Raw genomic sequence first — 22,463 nt, forward strand, 5'->3', positions numbered from 1 at the left:
TTGCGCGTTGCGTTGCGCTGTCCGATTGTTTCGCTGCTTGATCCTCGGAGGGGAAGCCATGGTTCACCGTTCCGCCCTGCTGCTGGCCTTTGCCGTCGCCGCATGCGCGCCCCAGGGCCCGCCGCCGACCTTGCCGCAGAGCCTTGGCGGCTCGACAGCCGCCGTCGGCCGCGACCCGATCGTCGTGGTGGGGCAGGAGGTCGTGGCCTTCTTCCGTGACCCACAGCCGAACCAACCCGCCGCGGCTGCCCGTGCCATCGCCGAACTCGAATGGCTTGCGGATACGCTGCCCAACAACCCCCGCTGGATGACCGCAAGCGATGTGGGCATCAACAGCCTCATTGAATCGCGCTGGACGGCACGCAGGGCACTCGGCATTCCGCAGCAGGCATCAGGCCAGGCGGTGGTCAATGGCCTCGCCGCTGCGGCGCGGGCGATCGATGCCAACGACCAGGCCGCGCTGGCACGTGCCCTGCCGCGCAACGTCTTCACGCTTGGACCGCAGACGACGGTGCAGCGGCTGTCCGCGCCGCCCGCGATCCCGGACGTGATGCAGGCCTATTGGGCACTCGCCGCCGGGGCGTCGCCGGGACGCTTGCGCTAGAGCCGTTCCCGTTCGCGGTGGCTCACGGCAACGACGCTAGCCCTGTGCCGGCGCGAGCGCCGTCACCCGATCGGGATCGGCCCTAGCCCGGTGGCCTTGGTCCGGCCCGAATAGCCGGGCAGGGTGGGCGGCATGATCCGGCTGCTCCTTCTGATTCCGCTTGCTGGCTGCGTCGTCGTGCAGCCGGTTGCCGTGCCGCTGCCGGCGACCCCGGTCTGCGAGGACCCGGCCGCGGGCGCTGCCTATGGCGCGGCGATCGGTGCCGGGATTGGCGCGGCGGCGGGATCCTTCAGCGCCGATGCCGGGCGTGGGGCTGCGATCGGCGCCGGGGTTGGCGCGCTAGCGGGTCTTGCGGCCGGATCGCAGTCCTGCCAGCCGTGAGGCGATGCGGCGCATGCTGACCACGCTGGCCTTGGCGACGGCACTGCCGATCCTGCTGGGCTGCGCGTTGTGGTTTGGCCAGGAGAGACTGATCTTCCTGCCGGACGCCCGCGTGATCGCGGCGCCGCCGGGATGGGAGCGGGTCGTGCTGCGGGGCGCCGATGGGCTCGATCTGGCCAGCCTGGTCACGCGGGCGCCGCCCGACCGGCCGGTCGTGCTGCACTTCCACGGCAATGGAGGCAACGCCGAGGATCGTATCGAGCTCGGCAATATTCTGAAGAATGCCAGATATAGCGTTGTTCTTGCGGAATACCGCGGTTATGGCGGCAATCCCGGCCGGCCCGGGGAAGCGGGGTTCGTCGCCGATGCGGCGTCAGTCCTCGCCTGGGCACGACAGGCCTTTCCCCGCGCGCCATTGGTGCTCTGGGGCGAGAGCCTCGGTACCGCCGTCGTCACCCGCCTTGCCGAAGGGCGTGACGACATTGCTGGCGTGATTCTGGAGAGCCCCTTCACCTCGGTCGCCGATCTTGCCGCCGCGACTTATCCCTGGCTGCCAACCGGCCTGCTGCTTCGCCACCGCTTCGACAGCCTGACCAGCATGCCGGGTATCGCCGCGCCCGTCCTGGTGGTGGCCAGCGCGGGCGATCGGCTGACGCCGCCCGACCACGCACGACGCATGGCGGAAGCGGCGCGACAGGCGCGGGTCGTGGTGCTGCCCGGGACAGCGCATCCCGCGGTGCTCAACGACCCGTCCGGGCAGGCGATGCGCGCCGCGATGATATTTCTTGGAAGTCTGCATTGATTTCGGAGTCATTAGGACTCGCGCACGCCCGACGCATGATACCGTCCGCCTTCGGCAGTCCCGCTGCCCCAGATGCCCGATCGGAGGAACCCATGCGCCATCGCCCCGCCCTTGCGCTGCTTCTGCTCGTCGCCGCCTGTGCGCCGCAGGCGCCGTCGCCGACCCTACCGGCAGGCGTCGCCGCGCCCGGCGCCACGAATCAACCGGTGCTCGGCGTCGGGCGGGAGGTCGCTGGCTTCTTCCGCAACCCGCAGCCCAATCAACCCGCCGCGGCGGCCCGTGCCATCGCCGAACTCGAATGGCTGGCCGACAGCCTGCCCAACAACCCGCGCTGGCAGCGGGCGAGCAGCGTCGGCCTGAACGGCATCCAGCAATCCCGCTGGGAGGCCCGCCGTGCATTGGGCATCCCCGAGCGCGCGCCCGGCCAGGCGGTGATCAACGGCCTCGCCGGGGCAGCACGCGCCATCGATGGGAACGACCAGGCCGCTCTGGCGCGCGCCCTGCCGCGCAACACCTTCCCTCTGGGGCCGCAGGAGACGGTACGCCGCCTGTCCGCGCCGCCGCAGGTGCGCGACGTGATGGGCGCTTGGGAATCACTCGTGACCGACCCGGTGCAGGGGGCGGTGCACTGAGCGCCTAGGGACCCCATCCAGGGGCGTTGCGCCCTTGGATCCTGCCAGCAAGGAAGCTCGCGTCCTGGACGTTCCGGTTCCTGGGGAACAGCCGGGCCTGTGCGCGGTGTGGAACGCGCACCGCCGGCGAGGTTCGAACAGCGCCTGCTGGTGACAACCCTCAGCGCAGCGGGCGCGGCTTCTGCGGGAGCGGGCCGCCACCGCTACCGAGATTCGATTTGTCGAGCGGGCCCGTTCCGCCCATGCCCGGCTTGCCCGATGGCTCTGGGGCATCGTCGCCGCCGGCAAGCCCGCCGAGCAGCGCCCCGAGCCCGCCCGCCGATCCGCCGCCACCGCCCATCAGCGCGCCGAGCATTCCGGCGAGGCCACCACCACCGCCACCACTGGCCGGCGCTTGCCCGGCGCCGCCCATCATCTGCGACAGCAGGCCGCCCATGCCGCCTGCGCCATACTCGGCATCGGATTGTGGCACGCGCCCCTGTGGCGTCAGCCCATTGATCAGTTGCGGCAGCAACTGGGCGAGGATCCCCGCCATCGCCCCACCGCCGCCCTGCCCACCGCCCAGGCCGAGGCGCTGCGCGAGCCCGGCCATCTCATCCTGCCCGAGCGCGCCCGCCAGGCGATCCGGCGAGACATCCTGGTTCGCGCCAGGGCCGATCCAGCTGTCCACTTCCTCCTGCAGGCCGCCTTGCCGCAGGCGCCCCACCAGGTCGCCGAGGCCATCCACCCCGCCGCGCCCGCCGGTCAGCGCGCCGAGCAGCGCGCCGATCCCACCTTCGTCGAACTTGTCCGTCATGGTCGTTCTCCCGTGATGGCAGCGGCGGCGACAATAGCGGTTTGCTGCGCGCCGGGCGCGCTGCTTGCGTGGGCTCCCCTTCACTTGACCACCGGGGCGCCGCTTGGTCGGATGCCCGCCTGTGCCTGACCAAACGGAGGAATCGCCATGCGCGCCTGGGCAGTGATCGAAACCGGCAAGCCGCTCAAGGAAATCGAGCTGCCGACACCCGAGCCCAGCGGCAAGCAGGTGCTGCTCGAGATCACGCATGCCGGCGTCTGCCATTCCGACCTGCATATCTGGGAAGGCGAGTATGACCTCGGCAGCCGCGGCAAGATGCGCCTGACCGATCGCGGCGTGGTGCTGCCGCTGGCGATGGGCCATGAGATCGTCGGCAAGGTGCTGAAATGGGGGCCGGAGGCCAACGGCGCCGGCCTCAAGGTCGGCGACCACATGATCGTCTTCCCCTGGGTCGGCTGCGGCAAATGCGCCGAATGCCTGGCGGATGAGGACAACATGTGCCGGGTCAAGCCGGCCTCCCTCGGCGTCTATCAGAACGGCGGCTATGCGACGCATGTGGTCGCACCCGAACCGCGCCATCTGGTGCCGCTCGGCAACCTCGACCCGTCGCTGGCCGCGACCTATGCGTGCTCTGGCATCACGGTGTTCAGCGCCATCAACAAGGTGATGCCGATGCCGCCCGACGAGCCGATCGTGCTGGTCGGCGCCGGCGGGCTCGGACTCAACGCCATCGCCGTGCTGAGGGCCAAGGGCCACAAGCGCATCGTCGTGGTCGACGTGGCGCAGGGCAAGCTGGACGCGGCGAAGAAGGAAGGGGCGACCGACACGGTGCTTGCCGATGGCCCCGATACCGCCAAGCGCATCGTCGAAGCTGCCGGCGGTCAGGTCGGTGCGATTGTCGACCTGGTGAACGGCACCGACACGGCGCGCTTCGCCTTCGATGCGCTGCGCAAGGGCGGCAAGCTCGTGCAGGTCGGGCTGTTCGGCGGTGAGATGAACATCCCCCTGCCGCTGATGCCGATCCGCGCGCTGACGATCCAGGGTAGCTATGTCGGCAATGTGAAGGAGCTGCGCGAACTGGTGTCGATCGCGCAATCCGGGGCGCTGCCGGCGATCCCGATCACCAACATGCCGCTGAACCAGGCCGATGCCGCGTTGAACCGGCTAAAGGACGGCAAGGTGGTCGGCCGGATCGTGCTGACGGCGAGCGCGGCGTAGCATCGGCGTGTGGCTTCGGAGAGGGGCGCCGTCCCTCTCCGAGCCTCTCCCCGCCAGGGGGCAGTGCCCCCTGGACCGCCGGCATTTGGTGCAGGGCAGGGGACTCCGACTCTGCACAAGGACGTGCGCGGCAAGCACGACGTTCGGAGCGAATTCTCGGCGCCGTGCGCAACGCGCCTTTCGTCCTCACGAAGCGCGCTTTGCCCAATACCAAGTGATGGTTTCCAAAGGCCTCTCGGCCTTTGGTGGGGTGAGGTGCGGAGAGGGGCGAAGCCCTTCTCCGCCTGCTGCCTTCACGTGGTCGGATACCCCGCACCCGTAACCGGATCCCGCGCCGGGTCCGCCGTCGCCGCGATGGCATGCCGTGCGCGTTCGCCTTCCTCCGGCGCACCGTGCAACTGGTCCGGGGGCGCGGAGCCCTGCGGGTAGGCGCCGACTACGAGCAGCGCGCCATCCGTACCGAGGTTCCGATGCCCGGTCCCCGCCGGCAGCACGACCACGTCTCCGGCGACCAGGTCCAACTGCACGCCAGCCTCGCCGCCGAGTTGCACGCGCACGGCGCCATCGACGATCGCGAGCGCCTCATGTGCGTTGGAGTGGTAGTGGTGCCAATCGTAGATGCCGTTCCGCCAGGCGGGGCGCCAGCCATGGGTCCGGAACAGGGCCTCGGCCGCGGCGGGGTCGCCGGCGGGGACGGCACCGCGATGCAGCAGCACGGGCAGGCGCGGGTTGTTCGGGATGGCGCCCCCGTCCTGGAGGAAGATTAACTGCGCGCCGTCGTTGCGGTGCTCATGCATACTGCGGCGCCCTTGTTGGTTGGAAAGCCCTTGCCCATCATGGCGCACCGGGACGAAGGGCTCCAGCACATGACCGATATCACCCCGTTGCGCGATTTCATCCGCGACATGACGCGACTGGCCAATGAGGGCGCGGGCGAAACCCGCTGGCTGACCGAGGGTGCCGCGCTGCTGCGCCGCCTGGTCGCGACCGATGGCTGGCTGCCTGAGGATTGCGCCGAGGCTGGGCCGCGCTATCGCCAGTACCTGCTGCATTGTGATCCGCTGGAACGCTTCTGCGTCGTCTCCTTCGTCTGGGGGCCGGGGCAGAAGACGCCGATCCACAACCACACCGTCTGGGGCCTGGTCGGCATGCTGCGCGGGGAGGAAGTCTCGACCGAGATGCGCGCCGGCAGCCCGATGCAGCCCGGCCAGGTGGACCGGCTGCGGCAGGGGGAGGTGGTGGCCGTCAGCGCCGACACCTACGACATCCACGTGGTGGAGAACGCGCTGCCAGATCGCGCCAGCATCAGCATCCATGTCTATGGCGGCAACATCGGCGCCATCGCGCGATCGGTGTTCGATGGGCAGACGGGGGCAACGAAGCGCTTCGTCTCCGGCTACGACAATGCCGCCGTGCCGAACCTGTGGGACCGCAGCAAGGAAATGGTGGCGGCCTGAACAGCGAAAGGGCCGCCCGATCGGGGCGGCCCTTCGTCATCCCTGCGGTATCGCCTGGCCTCAGCGGCGGTAGCCGCGCCCCGACGGTGCCTGGGCCACTTCCTCGAGGCCGAGGGCGGCGGCCTGGGCCGCGCCGCCGCGCAGGCCGGTGCCAGCGAACATCGCGCCGCCGCTGGTATCCGGACGGTTATGGATGAAGCCGGAGACCGGATAGGTGCGGCCGTAATTCTCGTTGCTGTAGCCGACCTGGACCCGAACCTGGGACCAGTCGTTGTTCGGGGAGGCGTCGACCACCGACACGCCGCGCATGATGGAGCCGCGGCGGATGCCCGGCCCGCCCCAATTGGCGTGGTGGACCAGGACCTCGCGAGAGGAGACGACGCGCTCGACCACCGCGACATGGCCGGCCCGCATGCCGCCATAGCCCGGAAAGGCCATGATGGAACCAGCCTCGGGACGGTTGCTGCGCGCGTAAAGACCGGCGGCGTTGTACCACCATTGCCCGCCATTGCCGCTGATCGCCATGCCGGTCGCCTGCCGTGCATAGGGCACGCAGGAGATGCCGCCGCCGCCGCCATAGCCGCCCGCGTAGGAACGACCGCCACCGCGCCGGGCGCTGCCGCCGCGCGAGGCGACCGCCGTGCGGTTCGCCACCGCGCCATGGCGCTGGTTGGCGCCGCGCTGTGTGGCGTTGGCGGTATTCTGGCGAACCGGGGCTGCCGTTGTGCGTGCCGTGGCGTTTGCAGGTGCCGCGGCGCGTGCCGTCGGCTTCGCGTTGCGAGTGTCGGGCGTTCGGGCCGCCGCGTCTTGCGCTGGAAACCCGAGACCACCCAACAGGATCGCCAAGGCGATCGCAGCCCCCGTCGACTTCATGTGCCCCAGTGCCCCCTGTTCTGGCGCACAGGCCTTACGGCCCGCGCTGAAATCTGGGGTAACAATGGGATTCAGGTGCCGCAACCCGCTCGAGGCGTGACGAGCATTACATTGCGTGATTAGCCAATGATCGTGCCATGCCCAGGGGTAGAAGCGGACAACAGTCCTGTGAATACGGCAGGATTTGGACAGAGCCACAGTGTGGCGGCCGGAAAACAACAACGCCCGGCACAGGATGCCGGGCGTCGCAGACAGAGTCGATGAAACATTTCCTGCCTGGCACCGGGCCAGGCAGCATGGATCAGCGGCAGGCGGTGACCATGATCTCAACCAGGTGGCGAGGGTCGGCCATGTTCGCCTCGACGCAGGCGCGCGCTGGCGCCTGGCCCTCGGCCAGCCACGGGGTCCACAGCTCGTTCATCGCGGCGCGGTCGGCGATGTGCTTGACCCAGATCGTCGCCGTCAGCAGCCGCGTCTTGTCGGTGCCGTTGGCTTCGAGCGCGGCGTCGATCTTGGCGAGGACCTCGGCCGTCTGGCCCTTGATGTCCTTGGACAGATCGTCGGCGGTGATGCCCGCGAGGTAGACGAAGTTGTGGTACTCGACCGAGGTCGAGAGGATCTTGTTGGTGCCCTGGCGGGTGATCTTGCTCATGCCGGCCGCTCCTTGAGGTTCTGCGCCCCTGCCGCGGGCGCGATGACGCGCGAAAGGCGCGGGCCGGTTCTAGAACAGGATTCGCAGACCGGGAATGACCCCCGCAGCGGGATCGGCGGGTCAGTCGGGCTGTTTGAAGGCGGCGGCAGCGAAGCCGCGACGGGTGGGGTTCATGGCGTCACCCTTCGTCATGACGGTGCAGGCGGAAAAGGAAGCGCTTCAGGGCCCGGCGGCGCCGCGATGTATGCCGCCGCAGAGCGGGCAGCGCGCCCCGGCATTGGCGAGCGGCAGCATGTCCTGAAGTGCCTCGCAGGCGATGAAGCTGCCGCCGGGATCGCCGCAATTCCGGCCCGCCGGCCGCGGCACCACCACCGGCGTCGCGTGACCCGCGCCGCGGGGCACGGCCAGCAGCGGCAGGGCGGCGAGTGGAAGGAGGCGGCGCGTGACCATTCGACGTCTCCTCAATGACGCACCAAGTCTACTGCACCGCTCGCCTTATCGGAATGAGTCGATTCGAAGATTCGCCTCAGGCGACACGATAGGTGCTGCCGGAGGCGGTCGCGCCGATCATCGCTTCATAGACCGCGACGCCATGGATCGCGTCGGCCAACGGAAGCGGGTAGGGCGCGCCACCGGATGCGGCCACGGCGAAGGCGGTCAGCTCGGCGGCCTCGATGTCGGTGACGGGGAAGACCTGCTCCTGCGGCGTCCCGTCGCGGCGGCAGGTGACGAGGGATTCGTGGCCATGCAGCACGGCCCAGGCGTCGGTGCCGAACAGCCCGACGCGCCAGAAGCGCGGCGCAAGGGCAAGGGTCGCGAAATTCGCCGTCGCGCCGCTTTCGAAGCGGAACAGCCCGGCGGTGGTGTCGTCGAGCCCGTTGTCGATCACCCGGGCGTGCGACTGCACAGTCACCTCGGCGACGCGCCCGGCGAGGTTGATGAACATGTCCACCATGTGGATGCCCATGCCGCCCATGCCGCCGAGCGGACTCTCGGCGCGGTTCGCCCGCCACATGCCGGGCTTGTAGGCCGCAGCCCCCGGACCGCTGAACTGGCCCTCGACATGCAGCAGCGTGCCGAGCCGCCCATCGGCGAGCATCGCCTTCATCTCCGCGACCGCGGGCAGGAAGCGGCGGTTGTGGCCGAGTGCCATCACCACGCCGGCGGCGCGGCAGGCGGCGACGGCGGCCTCGGCACTCGCTTTGGTCATCGTGAAGGGCTTCTCGACGAAGACATGCTTGCCCGCACGCGCCGCCGCGACGACCTGTTCGGCATGCATCTGATGCGGGGATGCGATGGCGACCGCCTTCACCGCCGGGTCGGCGAGCACGGCGGCGAAGTCCGGCAGGATGCGGATGCCCTGGCGCGCGGCCCAGTCGGCGGCGCGTTCGGGCCTGCCGGTGCAGCCGGCGACGAAGCGGATGCCCGTGTCGTTTTTCCCCTGCACGCTGTCGACCAGCGTCTGGCCCCAGCGGCCCATGCCAATGATGGCTGCGTCGAGCATGCTCACTCCTATGGAATCAACGATTGGCGTGGTCGGGCGGGGGGCCTTCGAGCACCGCGGCGATGCGGTCGAGTTTCGTCCAGCTCCAGGCGACGACCAGCAGCGACGCCGCCACGGCGACCAGTGTCGGCCAGCGCAGCCCGAACATCTCCCCCATCGCGCCGAGCAGCAGCGCACCAAGGGCCGGGCAGGCGCGGGTGATCAGCCCCCACAGGGACAGCACGCGTCCACGCATCGCTGGGTCCGACGCGCTTTGCGCCAGGGTCTGCACGCTGATGCCGTGCACCGATCCAGCCGCGCCCATCAGCGCGGCGCAGAGCACGCCGATCGGAAACCAGCCTGTCGCGACGAAACCGGCGGTGGACACCGCCAGCGCGCCGACGCCGAGCACCGCGAGCCGCGTCGTTCCGCCGAGCTTGCCGCGCGCCGCGACCGACAGGCCCGAGATCAGCGCACCCACCCCGAATGCCGCGGTCAGAAGCGCGAGTGATTCCGCGCCGCGCCCGAATTCGCGCTCGACATAGGGGGGCAGGATTTCCTGCACGCCGCGCAGCAGCACGGCGGACACGGCCGCGAAGCCGAGGATCGGCCCGAGGCCCGGATGGCGCGCGGCATAGCGCACGCCGTCCACCATCTCCCCGAACAGGGACGAGGTCGCGGCATGGCCGCGCCGGGCGGCGGCCTCGACCCGCAGCATCGGCGTCGTCGCCGTCGCGAACAAGTAGGCGAGGGCATTGAGCGCGATCGCCGGCCACACGCCCGCCACGGCGATGATCGGTGCCGCGATCGCGGGCCCGATGAAGCGCGCCACGTTGAAGGTCAGCGAATTGAGCGCCACCGCGGCGGGCAGGTCGGAGGCCGGCACCAGCCCGGGCATCAGCGATTGCCGCGCCGGCTGCGCGAAGGAGGAGCAGATGCCGCCCACCACCTCAAGCGCCAGCAGCACGCCGATCGTCATCATGTCTGCCGCGACCAGGCTGGCGATCAGCGCGGCATTGGCGCCGATCGCCGCCTGGCTCCACATCGTCATGCGCAGCCGGTCCGCGCGGTCCGCCACCGCGCCGGCGAAGGGGCTGACGACCACTGCCGGCGCCAGGTCGCAGAAGGCCACCACGCCGACCCACAACGCGCTGCCCGTCAGTTCCCAGGCGAGCCAGGACACCGCGATGCGATGCACCCACAGCCCCGTCCAGGCGGTCAGCGAGGCGCCGAAGAAGATCTTCGCGTTGCGGTGCGACAGCGCGCGGGTAAGCGTGGAGAGGGAGGCCATGGCGCGGCGGGCCGCGCCGTCAGTTCCTGCGGCCGCGCGCGGTGGTCGGTGCGGAGGGATCGACCGGCTGCGGGCCGGCCTGGGCGGCGCGGATGCATTCGCGGGTCAGTTCCTCGCGCCGCGATCGCTGGTTGTAGCGGTCGGATTCCACGCGCAGCGTGGGGATGTTGTTGGTCGCATCCGTCATGAACATCGCGTCGTCGTTGCGCGCGGCCTGGCCACGGTCACGGAACAGCACGATGCGTTCGGCCTCCGCCTCGCAACGCTGACGCAGGTTGCTGTCCTGGCCGGCGCCGGCCGTCGCGGCGCGCAGCGAGCTCGGCGCATCCGCATTGGCGCAGGCCCCGAGCAGAAGTGCGGCGAGAATGGTCAGCCTGGGGGCCATGCGGATCATGGGGACGCTCCGGAGGGAATCGGGCGCGACAATAGGCGCCTCAGCCCGGTTTCGTCGAACCGTGCCGCGGCGTCCAGCGGCATCGCCGCGGCTGCGCGCAGCAGTTCCGGATGCAGTTCGATCCCCTGTGGCGTCATGGCGTAGAGGCCCATCAGCCAGCGCGCCCGTGACATGATCTCGACCAGGGCCAGCAGGCGCAGGCACAGCGACAGGCCGCCGAGGGTGCCGAGGTCGTAGATGGCGTCCACCGCCTCGGCCCAGCAGGCCGCGTCGGCATCGGCCAGCAGCATCTCCTGCGGGGTTCCGTCCTCGCGGCGGAACAGCAGGCGACGCGGCGGCCCCCAGCGTTCCGCCGTGGCCGCGTCGCGAGCACGGTCCCAAGCGGATTCAAGGTCGCGCGGGGCGACCGGGGGCAGGGTCTCGGGCGGCAAGGGGACGGCGTAGGCGATCACGCCTTCCGGGCTGCGCGCGACCTGGATGGGTTGAGGCATCGGCGCAAGATGGGGGGGCAGGCGACTGGTTGCCAGCCCGCTCGGTCCCGCCATCGCCGCGGGCGGGCGCTCAGCCCTGGCTGGAACATCCATCAACGGGCGGGCGGCGGCGCGCGACCCGCTGGGGGTTGAGCGCGATGGGCATTTCCCAGGGTCTCGCGGGCACTGCCACGGAGCTCAGGGGCTGAAAACGACGACGGCGCCCGAAGGCGCCGCCGAAGTGTCAGATCTTCCGACACTGCCCCCCAGGGCTGAACGTCAGGCCTGCTGGCGGCGCCGCCGCGACACCAGGCCGAGGCCCGCGAGGCCGAGGCCGAACAGGGCGAGCGTCGCCGGCTCGGGGATGCGCACCGGCGGGCCGGACGGCGGGGTCTGGACGTCGTTCCCGGCCAGCAACAGGTGCGAGATCCCAGGCTGCTGCCCGCCATTGTTGAGGAAGTTGATGTCAAAAGTCCCCGTGCCGGTGTTCGGCGAAACCGTCAGCAGCACGTCATTGAACTTGTAGGCAGAGCCGTTGTTGCCGCCGAACAGCGCTACTGCGAGGTCGATGGTGATCGGCAGGTTCGGCGTCCCTGGCTGTTCGAACCAGGAGACGCTCCAGGTGCCGCTATTGCCAGCGCTCGCAGTGACGACGAAGGAGACGCCGCCGATCCCGGCCGGCGTCCCGGCGTCGTCCGACTTGTCGAGGTATACCAGCCCCGCCATGCCCAGGACCCCGCCCATGGACGCGGTTTCGGCGGCCGGCCCGCCGCCTTGCGCCACGTTGTCCCCGCAACTCACGGGCGCATAAACCGTCCCCCCAATCGTCAGCGACACGTCTGACGTCAGGCAGGCGGCGGCGCTCGCGTCGCTGGGAGCAAGAAGCGGGGCCAATGCGATCGCGCCTGCCGCCAACACTGCCACATGCTTCAGCATGATCACTTCTCTCCTAAAGGTCGGTGCGCGGGGGGCACCAGCGCGCCAAAAAACCAATCCCAATCGGTCGAATGCATTCGCTGTGCCAGGGTGCAACCATCAGAAAACAAAGGAGAGAAGCGAAATCAGATACCCCCGCTCACGGACGTGTAAATTCATCCGACGGGGGGCATATGCCGCAAGCGGCGAGGCTCCCGTCGCCGGCATTTGCGCCGCCAGCGGCTGCCGTGGCTCGTCCTGCTCTTTTCGTCGGGCCGCCATTCCAACATGACCGACACCGGCAACCTCTCCAGCCCGCCCTTTTTTGGCGGTGAGAGGCGGAGATGCCGCACCGGCATGAGCCGTCCGATACCCTGACCGCCTTCAGGCGTCCCGCCACCGGCAAAGGACCATACCCAGGCCGAGCAAGCCGGGCGCGGTACACGGGCAGCAGCGATTGCCGACGCATGGTCAAAGGTCGTTGCCGTCTGCATGGTTTTGGTTTGCGCGTGACAGCGCCACCCGCACCGCGCGCGGATGCGTCCTGTAATGACACCGGGCGTACAGGCAGGGTGCGCGCGGCCACGCCGGGGCAGGAAGGTCACCATCAAAAAAGTGTGGGAAACCCCACCCGAGGCGCTCTGCCGAACGGGTCTGTCGGTATTCTTTACGCTCCATAAGATATTGAAAAATCGATATTTTTGCTCAAAAATCCCCTTCCACGGCGGCCATGCGGCGGTCTCGATCTTGCATAGGTGACATCGCGCCCAATCCTGGGCGCCAGGTGATCGGGAGGCGCGTATGAACCGCCTTTCCAAATTGACCCCGGCAGCGACCGCGGTCCCCAGCAGCTTTGAGTTTCCGCGCTTGGTGGCGCTCGGCGCAGTGGTCGCCCTGGGTGCGTTTGTGAGTCCGCACGCCGCACAGGCATCCCTGGTTCTGGTTCAGGCCAATGGGACTGCCGCGGCTACGGTGGCGCAGAGCTTCGTTGACCTCGGTGCTCAAGGCTTCGGCAATGCGCCAAGGTTGTTGACCCTGCAAACCAACGGCGTCGAGACCGGAAGCGTAACGCCGGTCAACGTCGTGAATGGCGATGCCATCAGTGGCGCGAACAAGTCCAACACCCCGACACTCGCGTTCCTGGGCTGGACCACCGGCAGCCAAGTCGGCATTGGCTTCAACAGCGATCAGACTGGCGGCAACGGCATCACCATGCAGAGCCTGACGCTGACGATTTTCAACGGCACCACGCCGCTCGGCAGCTTCAATCTGGCGGCATCGTTGACGCCACTGACATTCACGCAAGCGGATTTGGCGTTGCAGCAAGGCAACGGCAATGCGGTCTTCAATTTTGGTCTCACCGCGGCCGAACAGGCGCAGTTCAATACTATCAGGGCCATGGCCGGCTCGAACGGCTTCTTCGCAGGGCTGGGCGCCCAGCTCGGCTGTCCGGCCGGCGCTCCTGCGGGGTGCCTGCAGTCGGACGATGGGCCGGACTCCTTCGTCGCCTTCGTGCAGTCGAGCAATGGTCCGAGTCCGAGTCCGGGTCCGATTCCGGAGCCCGCCACGCTGGCGATTTTTGGCGCGGCCCTTCTTGCCCTGGGTGGCGTTGGCCTCTGGCGGCGTCGCACACGCGACGCGATGTAAAGGAAGCCGACACGTCAACGGAAGCGGCGCTGGCACGAGTGCCGCTTCTGTTTCAGGAGCGGTACGCCGGCGGGGGTCGCCTTTGTCAATCCCGCCGATGATACCGGCTTGCTGCGCTGCATCGCGAGGACGATCGCTAAGCAGGCGGGCGGCTACGCGCGATGTGACGGCCCCTTAAGATTCGGCATAGAGCGCGCCGGTCAGGTCGGCGACCGCGCAGACCGAGGCGATCAACCGCTCACCCGCCACGCCGAGTGGCTGATCGAGAAGAACGGCTTTCGCAGCCCGCTCGACGCCCCCGGCACACCCGTCAGGCGCGCCGCATAATGCAAGCCCGTGTCCAGGGAACCGAGCGCGGACAAGCATGATTGGCTCTCCTACGGCTCGGCCCGAGGGATGGAAAAACCATCGCGCCCATTTGCAATTCGCGATGTCCAAAAGAATCTACTATGCAATGGCGTAATGCGCTGAAAGGAAAGAAAACATGGGTGCTGCGACATGCCCTGAGCCATTAGTAAAGATCGACTGACACGGAAGCGTAAGCGGCAACCGTTTGTCCTCACTCATCGGCAGGCTTGGGGTGGGCGGCTTGACTTGGCGATTCCGTCGGGCCGTCATTCCAACGTGACCGACACCGCCGACCTCACCGCCACCCAGGCCCTGGCCGCGATCCGCGCCGGGCGTCTGACCGCCGCCGCCTATCGCGACGCCTGCCTCGACCGCATCGCGGCGCGGGAGGGCACGATCCGCGCCTTCGCTTGGTTCGACCCGGCCCTGGCGAGGCGGGCGGTGCCCGCCGAGGGGCCGCTCGCCGGCATGCCGGTTGGGGTGAAGGACGTGATCGACACGGCCGACATGCCATCCCAGTACGGATCGCCGATCTGGACGGGGCATCGGCCGCGATCCGATGCCGCCTGCGTGGCCGCCGCCCGCGCCGCCGGGGCCGCGGTGATCGGCAAGACCGTGACCACGGAATTCGCCACCCGGCACCCAGGGCCGACCGCGAACCCGGCCAACCCGAAGCACACGCCGGGTGGCTCCTCCTCCGGCTCCGCCGCCGGGGTGGGGGCCGGCTTCTTCCCGATCGCCTTCGGTACCCAGACGGCGGGTAGCATCATCCGCCCCGCCGCCTTCTGCGGCGTCGTCGGCTTCAAGCCGTCCTACGGCACCCTGCACCGGGCGGGGATGAAGGTGATGAGCGAGAGCCTCGACACGATTGGCGTCATGGCCCGTTCGGTTGCCGATTGCGCGCTGGCGATGACGGCGATGACCGGGTTCGATTTAGGCACGCCGGACGCGAAGGCGCCGCGCGCGCCGCGCCTGGCGCTGGTCATGGGCCCGGCCGCAGACCAGGCGGCGCCGGAGACGCTGGCGCTGATGGAACGCGCCGCCGAGGCCTGCCGCCGCGCCGGCGCGACCGTCACGCCGGTGGTCCTGCCGCCGGTCTTCGAGGCCGCCTACGCGGCCCATGCCCATGTCATGAACATGGAATCGGCCGAGGCGCTGGGCTGGGAGATGGCCCATGCCCGCGCGCAGGTCTCCCCGGTGCTGCGGGAAAGGATGGAATGGGGCGCAGCGCAGCCACGGGCCAAGCTGGCGGAAGGCCGCGCTGCCTTCGCCGCCGCCCGCGCCGCCTTCCCCACGGCGATCGAGGGCTTCGATGCGGTGCTGACGCCCGCCGCGCCGGGGGAGGCTCCCGAAGGCCTCGGCTGGACCGGCGACCCGGCCTTCAACAGCCTGTGGACGCTGCTGCACGGCCCCTGCGTGACGGTGCCGGCCGGCACCGGGCCGAAGGGGCTGCCGCTCGGCGTGCAACTGGCGGGGCGCATCGGCGAGGATGCGGCCCTGCTCGGCTGGGCGCAGTGGGTGCGGGCGGCGCTGTAGGCGTCAGCCCGCCTTGGCGGTCCCCGGCAGGCCTTTCAACGCATCGGTGGTGTCGAAGTCCCGCAGCACCGCATCGTCGGCCATCTCGACCTCCACCATCCGGTCGGCGTGGCGGCCGATCAGGTGGCGGGCGCCGACATCGCCGCTGATGGTCATGATCTCGTCCAGGAACTCGCGGCTCCAGAGCATCGGATTGCCCTGCTTGCCGCGAAAGGTTGGCATGACGATCGCGCGGCCTTCCTCCGGGTCGAAGGCAGCGATCAGCCGGTCGAGCATCGGCCCGGCCACCAGCGGCATGTCGCCGAGGCATACCAGGAAACCCTCGGCATCCGTCGGCAGGGCGGCGAGCCCGGATTTGAGCGAGGCCGACAGCCCCTCGGCGTAATCCTCGGCATGGGCGATCAGCACCGGGCGATTGGCCAGCGCCTCCTCGACCCGGTCGCGCTCATGCCCGGTCACCACCACGACGGGGCGGGCGTGGCTCGCGAGCACGTTGTCCACCACCCGTGCGACCATCGCGACACCCTGGGTGTCGGCCACCAGCAGCTTGTTGAGCGGGGCCATCCGCCGAGACCGCCCGGCGGCGAGCACCACCGCGGCGACCCGGCGCGCGCGGCGCGGCGCAAGGGCGGGCGGGGGTGTGCGCGGCGCCTGCTCACGCGGCAGCGGGCGGACCTCGATCTCCTTCAGCAACCCGCCGACGCCCATGGCCATGATGTCGCGCGCGGTGACGGCGAGGCCGGCGAAGATCCGCTGCAGCACCCAGTCGAAGCCATTCAGCTTCGGGCTGCGCGCGCAGCCGGGCAGCACCATCGCCGGGATGTCGCCGATGCGGCCGAGGCAGAGCAGGTTGCCCGGATCGACCGGCATGCCGAAATGCTCGATGACGCCGCCGGCGCGCACGATCGCCGCCGGGCCGACATCGCGCCGGTCCACCACGGCCGATGCGCCGGCGATCAGCAGCAGTTCCGCCCCGGCGCGGCGCAGCCGGCCGAGCGCTTCGGCGACCGGGCCTTCCTCGTGGCGGGCGCGCTCGGCGGGCAGCATGCTGCCGCACAGGGCCTCGACGCGGGTGGCGGTTGCCTCCACCGCGCCTTCCATCACGCTTTCCTTGTCCTTGATGCCCGGGATCTCCGTCAGCACCAGCCCGACCTTCAGCGGGCGGAACGGATGGATCGCCAGGGGCGACCCGGCACGGCGGGCGACCGCCTCGGTGACGGACAGCACCGGGCCGGGGACGGCGAAGGGGATGATCTTGATCGTCGCCACCATCTCCTTCGCCGAGACCATGGTGTGGTTCGGCAGGGTGGCGACGGTGACGCTTTCATCCACCGCGTTGATCGCATCAATCCGCTTGGCGTCCAGCACCAGCAGTCCCGCCGTCTCGGCGAGCAGGTTGACGCGGCCGGTGGCGGCGCGCGACTTGGCGAGATGCGGCGCGAGCAGCAACTGCGCCAAGCGATCGGCGGCCTCGTCCTCGGGCACGTCGCCGGCCTCGAGCCGGGCGGTGATCACCTCCCGCTTGCCGGCTTCCCGGATCAGGGCGATCGCCTCGTCGTCCAGCACCGAGCCCTTCTTCAGGACCTTGCCGGTGAGCCGCAGCGAATGGGCGAGGATCGCGCCCTTGGCTTCCTCGATCGGCGTCGGGCCGAAGATCATGCGGTGGCTCCGCCCGTCCGATGACGGGAACAGGGTTCAGGGTCGCGGACCATAGCCGTTCGGCGCATCCTGCATCAGGGCGAGGTCAGGCAATGGTCGCACGGGGGCAGGATGATGCGGCCGATCGGACCGGGCCGCAGCTTCACGCCGTCACGCCGATGCTGACCCGGCCGTCGGCCGGGGCGGACAGGGGGCGCGGGTCGCCGAGGGTCGCGCCGCGCCGCGCGGCGACGATCTCGGCCATCACGGACAGCGCGATCTCGGGCGCGGTGACCGCTTCGATGTCGAGGCCGACCGGGGCGTGGATGCGCGCGATCGCCGCATCGCCATGGCCGAGTTCCTTCAGCCGCGCGACACGCTTGCCATGCGTCCGCCGGCTGCCGAGCGCGCCGACGTAGAAGGCATCGCTGTTCAGGGCGGCGTCGAGCGCGGGATCGTCCAGCTTCGGGTCATGCGTCAGCGTCACCACGGCGGAGCGCGCATCGGGCTTCAGCACCGCCATCGCCTCATCCGGCCAGTCGGTGTTCAGCGTAACGCCGGGCAGGCGTTCGGCGGTCGCGAAGGCGCGGCGCGGATCGACCACGATCATCTGGAAGCCGAGCGGTGCTGCCATCGGCGCCATCGCCTGGGCGATGTGCACCGCGCCGACCACGATGATGCGCAGCGGCGGGTTGTGCGGGTGGATGAACCAGGGCTCGCCGTCGATGGTGACGCTGCCCGCCTTCTCGCTGCCGAGCGCGGCGCGGGCGGCTTCGGCCAACGCGTCGGAGACGGCATCCTGCGGCCAGAGATGCTCCGCCCCGTCGGTCAACCGCGTCAGCAGCACGACGGGCCGCTGCGCGGCGCGTTCGGCCTGCAGCCGTGCGAGCGTTTCCGCCTTCACGACAGCGGCTCCACGAAGACCTTCACCTTGCCGCCGCAGGACAGCCCGACTTCCCAGGCACGTTCGTCCGAGACGCCGAAATCGAGCAATTGCGGCGTGCCGGACGCCATGGCCTGCTTGGCGGCGTCCGCCACCGCGCCTTCGATGCAGCCCCCCGAGACGGACCCGGCAAGCCGGCCCGAGGCAGTGACGGCAAGGCGCGAGCCCGCCGGGCGTGGGCTGCTGCCCCAGGTCTCGACCACGGTCGCGATGGCGACCTGTTCCCCTTCCGCGCGCCAGGCGGCGGCGGTGGCGAGGATGTCCTCGGATGTGTCGTTGGCCATGCCGCAGTTCCTCCGAACGTCGCGTCGAAGGTAGATGGGCGCGCGCTATGGCGAAAGAAGGGATGGCCAGTTGCAGCCCGCCGGTACCGAGGCGGGGTCAGCCGGCCGTCCTTCCAGTAGCGCTGCCAAGGCCTTCGCCTGGCGGCAATTGAACGCGATCGGCGGGCCGACACGGAGCAGGAAATGCTGCGCGGCGGGGTTCAGTACCCAGTTCATCGGCGCCGCCTCGGGCGTTCCCGCGTCCTCGCCGCGCCGGTAGGGCCTGGGGCGCGGCAGGGCGATGTGGAACAGCCGATCGGGCTCGCGTCGTTCCGAGTCCGGTTCCGCCCGGTCGCCGCACATTGCGCGGCGCAGGCTCAGCAGCATTGCCTGCCCGTGCGCCCCGCGGGTGGCATAAAGGCCGGCGAGCGGCGCCAGCAATTGCGGCAGCGACGATCCGCCCGCCCCGCGGCTGGCGAGGTCGGAGGGATTGATGGGCGTTGGTTCCCAGCCGCAATGCATGGTCCGGTTGTGCAGCAGGCGATCGTCGGTCTCCTGCCTAATGTCGGAATCGAAGCGCGTCGCCGTGGCGAGATCGACCCAGCCATCGGCGTCGTTACTAATCAGCACAACGATCGGCAGCACCTTGGTCCCGATCCCTGGCAGGCGCTCGATCGCCGTCGCCAGTTCCAGCGCCGTCCGCGCGCCGTAATTCTCGAAATACCCACCATCCAGCACCTGCTGCTCGGTCCCCTGGGACTGATACCGGCCCGCCGGGGAGATGAACGGAAACCGCGCCGCGTTCAGCACAGCCGTTGAAAGCCGGATATCGATCGCCTGACGCGATTCGACCTCGGGCTGCGCGCGCAGGATAGCCTGCACCGCGCTCTGCGAGCGCCGCCGCGCATTCTCGTCGCGCAGCACCGACACCGACTGGATCACACCGTCTTCGCGCGGCGTGTCGACTGTCGGGGCCACCATGGCGGAGAGCATGTCCTCCGCCGCCATCCAGTCATGCTCGGGGTCGAAGCGGATGCTGGAGGTGATGGTCCGCCGCCCGGATTTCCGCTCGGTCCCGTTCAGCAACAGATGCGGCAGCGCCGGGGAATCGCGGCCATTGGGGCGCCGCAGCGCCAGGAAGCCTCCCTGCGCGACGGCAGGCGTGGCGGCGAGTCCGGCCCTATCCATCCAATGCCGCTCGAAACTGCCTTCAAGCGCAATGCCGCGATCGCCGCCGAAGGGCCACAACGGTCCCCACACCGGCATCAGCGTGTCATTGAGGAAGAAGGTCGCGATGCTGGGCGCCAGAAGGTCGGCGCCGGCCATGCCGATCACGAGGTTCCGCGTCTGCGACCGCTCCCACATCGCCCGGTAGCTGGGTGCGGCCACTGGGTCCTCGCTCGCCCCCGGCTCGGGTCGCGGGAACAGATGCTCGCGCAGGGCGAGAAGATAGCTCGCGGCGCCGAGCGCCCCGCCGGACACGGCGCTGATGCCGAATAGATGCGCGCCGAAGCGCCCCTGCGTCTCGAGGTCAAGGACGCGCATCGCGCTCAAAGTCCAGACCGCGGCGCGGCTCGCACCGCCTTCGGTGGCCACGATGATCAGCGGCATCCGCTGCCCTTCGCGGTCGCGCATCAACTCGCTCCGCGCGGCATACCACGCCTCGACGGCGCATCTCAGATCGACCCGCCCACTCGCCATGGCATCGCAGTTCCCGCCGCGGAACGCCACGCGGTCCGTCACGGTCACGCCGTTCTCGAGCAGGGGCCGCACCTCGTATCGGCCCGGCGCCTCCCAGCCGCCGAAAGGTGCGTAGGTCAGCACCGCAAGCGCGGCGACGCCGAGCCAGCGCGCGGCCGGCCGTAGGCCGGACCGGTCGCGCTGGAGAAGCAGGCAGAATGCGGCCAGGATCAGCCAGCACAGGTCGCGCAGCACTGCCAGCGTCAGGCTCAGCGGGCCGATCGACAGGGCCATGGCGGCCAGTGCGGCGGCCGGCGCATGCAACTGATCCACCCAGTTCGGCCTGAAGCCGACGACGGCGCAGGCGGTGAAGGACAGCAGCAGCAGGAACAGCGCCATCGGCCAGCCCATGGGTGCCGCCGCCAGCAAGGAGGTGGTGTGGCAGCGCCACATCCACACCGGCGGCGGGCGGCGCGCGACAAGCTTCCCATCCTTGCGACGTTTGGCGACATACCACAGCGCTGTGCCGATGCCGAACAGGCCGACCACCGTCACCGCCACCAGCGACAACCGCGGAAAGGTCCCGATCGCGATCCACGTCACCAGGACGGGCGAGGCTGCGATCAGCAGCGCGAGGGCCCAGGCGCAGCGCGGCAGCGCCTCAATCGGCCAGTCGAGTTGGCGGCGCGGCTCGCCCTTGCGATGGTCATCCACCGCATGGGGCGCGTTGACCGCCGCGCGCGTCCAGTACCACCCAAGGAAGCCGAGCAGAGCCGATGCCAGCGGCATGCCCCAGGGCCGCCCCGCATTGATGCCCGACGCACCCAGCCCGCCATCGACCAGCATGTCGGGCATCTGCGGCGCGATGAATACCAGCACGGCAGCCGCCAGCGGCACGCCCAGCCCAACCGGTTCGCGCAGGAACTGCGCGATGAGACGACGCAGGAACACCGCCGCGACCATCGTGCCCAGCCCCAGCAGGGCCAGTAGGACCGGCCACATGTCGGACCAGTCCAGCGCATCGAGCCAAGTCCCGACGCCGGTCAACATGCTGCGCCTCCGCTGCTAGGATCGGCAGCGAGCGTATCCAGTCCCTTATCGAAACGACAATACCAAAGAGTGGCAAATCACGCCGCCATCCTCCCGCGCTGCGCGGCGTGGCGATCGGAAAGCGTCGCCACCAGATCGCGCAGGCTGTTCAGGTTATGCACCGGGCGGAAGTCGTCCACATGGGGCAGCATCGCCCGGATACCTTGCGATTTGGGCTGGAAGCCCACGAATCTCAACAGGGGATTGAGCCAGATCAGCCTGCGGCAGGATCCGCGCAGGCGTTCCGTCGCCTCAGCGAGGCCCTTCGCCCCCTCTCGGTCCAGCCCATCGGTGATCAGCAGCACCACCGCGCCCTGGCCGAGCACGCGCCGGCCCCACAGCCGGTTGAACAGGGCGAGGCTCTCCCCGATCCGCGTCCCGCCCGACCAGTCCGGCACGATGTGGGAGATCATCTCGAAGGCGACTTCGGGGTCGCGGTGCTTGAGTTGCCGCGTCACGTTCGTCAGCCGCGTGCCGAACAGGAAGGTGTGGACGCGGTCGCGGTCATTCGCGACCGCATGCAGGAAATGCAGCAGGATCTGCGCATAGCGCCCCATGCTGCCGCTGATGTCGCACAACACGACCAGCGGCGGCGGGCGCGTGATGCGCCGCCGGCGCGCGAGGTCGAGGATCTCGCCCCCCGTGCGCAGGCTGTCGCGCACCGTCGCACGCAGATCCGCGACCGGGCCGAAGGGGTCGGGGCGGAAGCGGCGCGTGCGCCGTTCGTCGAGCGGCAGGGTCAGCCGCTTGATCTCCTGTTTCGCGGCGGCGATCTCGGCCGCCGACATCGCCTCGAAATCCATCTGCTGGAGGCGTTCGCGCTCGCTGACCGTGAAGGTCATGTCGTGCTGCGGGGGTGGTTCCTCCGGCGGCTTCGGCTTCGGCCGGTTCTCCTGCATCGCCTCGGCAAGGCGGCGGGAGACGGGCGGCGCCTTCTCATCCTTCGGCTTGTTGCCGTCCATCATCGCCATGGCGGCGGCATGCGCGGCGGCTTCCGGGTCGCGCCAGAACAGTTGGAAGGCCTGGTCGAAGATCTCGAAATGCTCGCGCTTGTGGACCATCACGGCGCGCAGCGCGGCATGGACCTGGCGACGTTCGGCAAGGTCGATCGCGGTCAGCGCCTCCAGCCCCGCGATCGCCTCGCCCGGGCCGAGCGGCAGGCCCGTCCGGCGCAGCAGACGCGTGAAGGCGAGCAGGTTGTCCGCGAGATGCCCGCCCGGCGCCGTCGCCGCGCCGGCAGCGCGGGCCTGGACGGCGCCGATGATGCGGGAGGCGTCGCGATCCGAGCTCATGACGGCAGGTCCGGGGAAGGGGCAGCAGCCCCGGTCGAGGCGTGTCCAGGCGGGGCGGG

24 protein-coding genes are annotated in these 22,463 nt (G+C 69.8%); 9 read left to right on the plus strand and 15 right to left on the minus strand.

Features of this window, described 5'->3' with window-relative positions:
• Positions 1 to 58: 58 nt before the first annotated feature.
• The 4 genes from AC2YHJ_RS13310 to AC2YHJ_RS13325 all read left to right on the plus strand — a co-directional run bounded on the left by AC2YHJ_RS13310 (position 59) and on the right by AC2YHJ_RS13325 (position 2,419).
• Complete coding sequence (locus tag AC2YHJ_RS13310) at positions 59 to 604, plus strand: hypothetical protein (protein WP_487396544.1); 546 nt, start codon at positions 59 to 61, stop codon at positions 602 to 604.
• A 132-nt stretch (positions 605 to 736) separates the two neighbouring features.
• A complete protein-coding gene (locus tag AC2YHJ_RS13315) occupies positions 737 to 985 on the plus strand; it encodes a YMGG-like glycine zipper-containing protein (protein WP_487396545.1) in 249 nt (82 codons plus the stop codon).
• A 13-nt stretch (positions 986 to 998) separates the two neighbouring features.
• Positions 999 to 1,787 carry an alpha/beta hydrolase gene (locus tag AC2YHJ_RS13320; protein WP_487396546.1) on the plus strand — a complete coding sequence of 263 codons (789 nt, stop codon included), beginning with the start codon at positions 999 to 1,001 and terminating at the stop codon, positions 1,785 to 1,787.
• A gap of 92 nt (positions 1,788 to 1,879) precedes the next feature.
• The gene (locus tag AC2YHJ_RS13325) at positions 1,880 to 2,419 is read left to right on the plus strand and encodes a hypothetical protein (protein WP_487396547.1); all 540 of its coding nucleotides are present in this window, start codon (positions 1,880 to 1,882) and stop codon (positions 2,417 to 2,419) included.
• A 160-nt stretch (positions 2,420 to 2,579) separates the two neighbouring features.
• Here AC2YHJ_RS13325 and AC2YHJ_RS13330 read toward each other — a convergent pair whose 3' ends face one another.
• Positions 2,580 to 3,215: a YidB family protein gene (locus tag AC2YHJ_RS13330; protein ID WP_487396548.1), complete on the minus strand. Its 636-nt coding sequence runs from the start codon at positions 3,213 to 3,215 to the stop codon at positions 2,580 to 2,582.
• 147 nt (positions 3,216 to 3,362) lie between these two features.
• Here AC2YHJ_RS13330 and AC2YHJ_RS13335 point away from each other — a divergent pair, with 147 nt between their 5' ends.
• Positions 3,363 to 4,433, plus strand: a complete 1,071-nt coding sequence (locus AC2YHJ_RS13335; protein ID WP_487396549.1) for an alcohol dehydrogenase — start codon at positions 3,363 to 3,365, stop codon at positions 4,431 to 4,433.
• A 293-nt stretch (positions 4,434 to 4,726) separates the two neighbouring features.
• Here AC2YHJ_RS13335 and AC2YHJ_RS13340 read toward each other — a convergent pair whose 3' ends face one another.
• Entirely contained in the window at positions 4,727 to 5,230 is a 504-nt protein-coding gene (locus AC2YHJ_RS13340; RefSeq protein WP_487396550.1) for a cupin domain-containing protein, read from the minus strand.
• Positions 5,231 to 5,299: 69 nt separating this feature from the next.
• Between AC2YHJ_RS13340 and AC2YHJ_RS13345 the strand changes: the two genes are divergently transcribed.
• Entirely contained in the window at positions 5,300 to 5,890 is a 591-nt protein-coding gene (locus AC2YHJ_RS13345) for a cysteine dioxygenase family protein (protein WP_487396551.1), read from the plus strand.
• A 60-nt stretch (positions 5,891 to 5,950) separates the two neighbouring features.
• Here AC2YHJ_RS13345 and AC2YHJ_RS13350 read toward each other — a convergent pair whose 3' ends face one another.
• The 8 genes from AC2YHJ_RS13350 to AC2YHJ_RS13385 all read right to left on the minus strand — a co-directional run bounded on the left by AC2YHJ_RS13350 (position 5,951) and on the right by AC2YHJ_RS13385 (position 11,989).
• Positions 5,951 to 6,544 (minus strand): CHAP domain-containing protein, encoded by a 594-nt coding sequence (locus AC2YHJ_RS13350; protein WP_487396552.1) that lies wholly within the window; start codon positions 6,542 to 6,544, stop codon positions 5,951 to 5,953.
• A 520-nt stretch (positions 6,545 to 7,064) separates the two neighbouring features.
• Positions 7,065 to 7,415 carry a RidA family protein gene (locus tag AC2YHJ_RS13355; RefSeq protein WP_230165632.1) on the minus strand — a complete coding sequence of 117 codons (351 nt, stop codon included), beginning with the start codon at positions 7,413 to 7,415 and terminating at the stop codon, positions 7,065 to 7,067.
• A 219-nt stretch (positions 7,416 to 7,634) separates the two neighbouring features.
• A complete protein-coding gene (locus AC2YHJ_RS13360; RefSeq protein ID WP_487396553.1) occupies positions 7,635 to 7,865 on the minus strand; it encodes a hypothetical protein in 231 nt (76 codons plus the stop codon).
• Between the two features lie 76 nt (positions 7,866 to 7,941).
• A complete protein-coding gene (locus tag AC2YHJ_RS13365; protein ID WP_487396554.1) occupies positions 7,942 to 8,919 on the minus strand; it encodes a Gfo/Idh/MocA family protein in 978 nt (325 codons plus the stop codon).
• A 16-nt stretch (positions 8,920 to 8,935) separates the two neighbouring features.
• Positions 8,936 to 10,189, minus strand: a complete 1,254-nt coding sequence (locus AC2YHJ_RS13370; RefSeq protein ID WP_487396555.1) for an MFS transporter — start codon at positions 10,187 to 10,189, stop codon at positions 8,936 to 8,938.
• A 19-nt stretch (positions 10,190 to 10,208) separates the two neighbouring features.
• The gene (locus AC2YHJ_RS13375; RefSeq protein ID WP_487396556.1) at positions 10,209 to 10,583 is read right to left on the minus strand and encodes a hypothetical protein; all 375 of its coding nucleotides are present in this window, start codon (positions 10,581 to 10,583) and stop codon (positions 10,209 to 10,211) included.
• The gene (locus AC2YHJ_RS13380) at positions 10,580 to 11,074 is read right to left on the minus strand and encodes a hypothetical protein (RefSeq protein WP_487396557.1); all 495 of its coding nucleotides are present in this window, start codon (positions 11,072 to 11,074) and stop codon (positions 10,580 to 10,582) included. The genes AC2YHJ_RS13375 and AC2YHJ_RS13380 overlap by 4 nt, the downstream gene beginning before the upstream one ends.
• Positions 11,075 to 11,332: 258 nt before the next feature.
• The gene (locus AC2YHJ_RS13385) at positions 11,333 to 11,989 is read right to left on the minus strand and encodes a PEP-CTERM sorting domain-containing protein (RefSeq protein ID WP_487396558.1); all 657 of its coding nucleotides are present in this window, start codon (positions 11,987 to 11,989) and stop codon (positions 11,333 to 11,335) included.
• Positions 11,990 to 12,769: 780 nt separating this feature from the next.
• Between AC2YHJ_RS13385 and AC2YHJ_RS13390 the strand changes: the two genes are divergently transcribed.
• From AC2YHJ_RS13390 to AC2YHJ_RS13400, 3 genes are all read left to right on the plus strand, one after another.
• Positions 12,770 to 13,615 (plus strand): PEP-CTERM sorting domain-containing protein, encoded by an 846-nt coding sequence (locus tag AC2YHJ_RS13390; protein ID WP_487396559.1) that lies wholly within the window; start codon positions 12,770 to 12,772, stop codon positions 13,613 to 13,615.
• 108 nt (positions 13,616 to 13,723) lie between these two features.
• Positions 13,724 to 13,942 (plus strand): hypothetical protein, encoded by a 219-nt coding sequence (locus AC2YHJ_RS13395; protein WP_487396560.1) that lies wholly within the window; start codon positions 13,724 to 13,726, stop codon positions 13,940 to 13,942.
• 297 nt (positions 13,943 to 14,239) lie between these two features.
• Positions 14,240 to 15,499, plus strand: a complete 1,260-nt coding sequence (locus AC2YHJ_RS13400; RefSeq protein ID WP_487396561.1) for an amidase — start codon at positions 14,240 to 14,242, stop codon at positions 15,497 to 15,499.
• Positions 15,500 to 15,502: 3 nt separating this feature from the next.
• On the opposite strand, the gene AC2YHJ_RS13405 is transcribed toward AC2YHJ_RS13400, so the two are convergent.
• The 5 genes from AC2YHJ_RS13405 to AC2YHJ_RS13425 form a co-directional block, all read right to left on the minus strand.
• The gene (locus tag AC2YHJ_RS13405) at positions 15,503 to 17,158 is read right to left on the minus strand and encodes an NTP transferase domain-containing protein (RefSeq protein ID WP_487396562.1); all 1,656 of its coding nucleotides are present in this window, start codon (positions 17,156 to 17,158) and stop codon (positions 15,503 to 15,505) included.
• Between the two features lie 142 nt (positions 17,159 to 17,300).
• The gene (locus AC2YHJ_RS13410) at positions 17,301 to 18,041 is read right to left on the minus strand and encodes an XdhC family protein (protein WP_487396563.1); all 741 of its coding nucleotides are present in this window, start codon (positions 18,039 to 18,041) and stop codon (positions 17,301 to 17,303) included.
• Positions 18,038 to 18,364, minus strand: a complete 327-nt coding sequence (locus AC2YHJ_RS13415) for an XdhC family protein (RefSeq protein WP_487396564.1) — start codon at positions 18,362 to 18,364, stop codon at positions 18,038 to 18,040. Before AC2YHJ_RS13415 ends, AC2YHJ_RS13410 begins: the two co-directional genes overlap by 4 nt.
• Before the next feature lie 45 nt (positions 18,365 to 18,409).
• A complete protein-coding gene (locus AC2YHJ_RS13420; protein WP_487396565.1) occupies positions 18,410 to 21,073 on the minus strand; it encodes a hypothetical protein in 2,664 nt (887 codons plus the stop codon).
• A 77-nt stretch (positions 21,074 to 21,150) separates the two neighbouring features.
• Positions 21,151 to 22,404, minus strand: a complete 1,254-nt coding sequence (locus AC2YHJ_RS13425; RefSeq protein WP_487396566.1) for a vWA domain-containing protein — start codon at positions 22,402 to 22,404, stop codon at positions 21,151 to 21,153.
• Positions 22,405 to 22,463 lie beyond the last annotated feature (59 nt).

It is taken from the genome of Roseomonas sp. SRI_022, from assembly GCF_057586215.1.

Bases quoted from the DNA above. Each gene is read 5' to 3' on its own strand.
- AC2YHJ_RS13330 (WP_487396548.1), bottom strand. From the start codon at position 3,215: ATGACGGACAAGTTCGACGAAGGTGGGATCGGCGCGCTGCTCGGCGCG.
- AC2YHJ_RS13415 (WP_487396564.1), bottom strand. From the start codon at position 18,364: ATGGCCAACGACACATCCGAGGACATCCTCGCCACCGCCGCCGCCTGG.
- AC2YHJ_RS13355 (WP_230165632.1), bottom strand. From the start codon at position 7,415: ATGAGCAAGATCACCCGCCAGGGCACCAACAAGATCCTCTCGACCTCG.
- AC2YHJ_RS13375 (WP_487396556.1), bottom strand. From the start codon at position 10,583: ATGATCCGCATGGCCCCCAGGCTGACCATTCTCGCCGCACTTCTGCTC.
- AC2YHJ_RS13315 (WP_487396545.1), top strand. From the start codon at position 737: ATGATCCGGCTGCTCCTTCTGATTCCGCTTGCTGGCTGCGTCGTCGTG.
- AC2YHJ_RS13420 (WP_487396565.1), bottom strand. From the start codon at position 21,073: ATGTTGACCGGCGTCGGGACTTGGCTCGATGCGCTGGACTGGTCCGAC.
- AC2YHJ_RS13360 (WP_487396553.1), bottom strand. From the start codon at position 7,865: ATGGTCACGCGCCGCCTCCTTCCACTCGCCGCCCTGCCGCTGCTGGCC.
- AC2YHJ_RS13425 (WP_487396566.1), bottom strand. From the start codon at position 22,404: ATGAGCTCGGATCGCGACGCCTCCCGCATCATCGGCGCCGTCCAGGCC.
- AC2YHJ_RS13405 (WP_487396562.1), bottom strand. From the start codon at position 17,158: ATGATCTTCGGCCCGACGCCGATCGAGGAAGCCAAGGGCGCGATCCTC.
- AC2YHJ_RS13390 (WP_487396559.1), top strand. From the start codon at position 12,770: ATGAACCGCCTTTCCAAATTGACCCCGGCAGCGACCGCGGTCCCCAGC.
- AC2YHJ_RS13345 (WP_487396551.1), top strand. From the start codon at position 5,300: ATGACCGATATCACCCCGTTGCGCGATTTCATCCGCGACATGACGCGA.
- AC2YHJ_RS13325 (WP_487396547.1), top strand. From the start codon at position 1,880: ATGCGCCATCGCCCCGCCCTTGCGCTGCTTCTGCTCGTCGCCGCCTGT.
- AC2YHJ_RS13370 (WP_487396555.1), bottom strand. From the start codon at position 10,189: ATGGCCTCCCTCTCCACGCTTACCCGCGCGCTGTCGCACCGCAACGCG.
- AC2YHJ_RS13365 (WP_487396554.1), bottom strand. From the start codon at position 8,919: ATGCTCGACGCAGCCATCATTGGCATGGGCCGCTGGGGCCAGACGCTG.
- AC2YHJ_RS13340 (WP_487396550.1), bottom strand. From the start codon at position 5,230: ATGCATGAGCACCGCAACGACGGCGCGCAGTTAATCTTCCTCCAGGAC.
- AC2YHJ_RS13320 (WP_487396546.1), top strand. From the start codon at position 999: ATGCTGACCACGCTGGCCTTGGCGACGGCACTGCCGATCCTGCTGGGC.
- AC2YHJ_RS13380 (WP_487396557.1), bottom strand. From the start codon at position 11,074: ATGCCTCAACCCATCCAGGTCGCGCGCAGCCCGGAAGGCGTGATCGCC.
- AC2YHJ_RS13335 (WP_487396549.1), top strand. From the start codon at position 3,363: ATGCGCGCCTGGGCAGTGATCGAAACCGGCAAGCCGCTCAAGGAAATC.
- AC2YHJ_RS13310 (WP_487396544.1), top strand. From the start codon at position 59: ATGGTTCACCGTTCCGCCCTGCTGCTGGCCTTTGCCGTCGCCGCATGC.
- AC2YHJ_RS13385 (WP_487396558.1), bottom strand. From the start codon at position 11,989: ATGCTGAAGCATGTGGCAGTGTTGGCGGCAGGCGCGATCGCATTGGCC.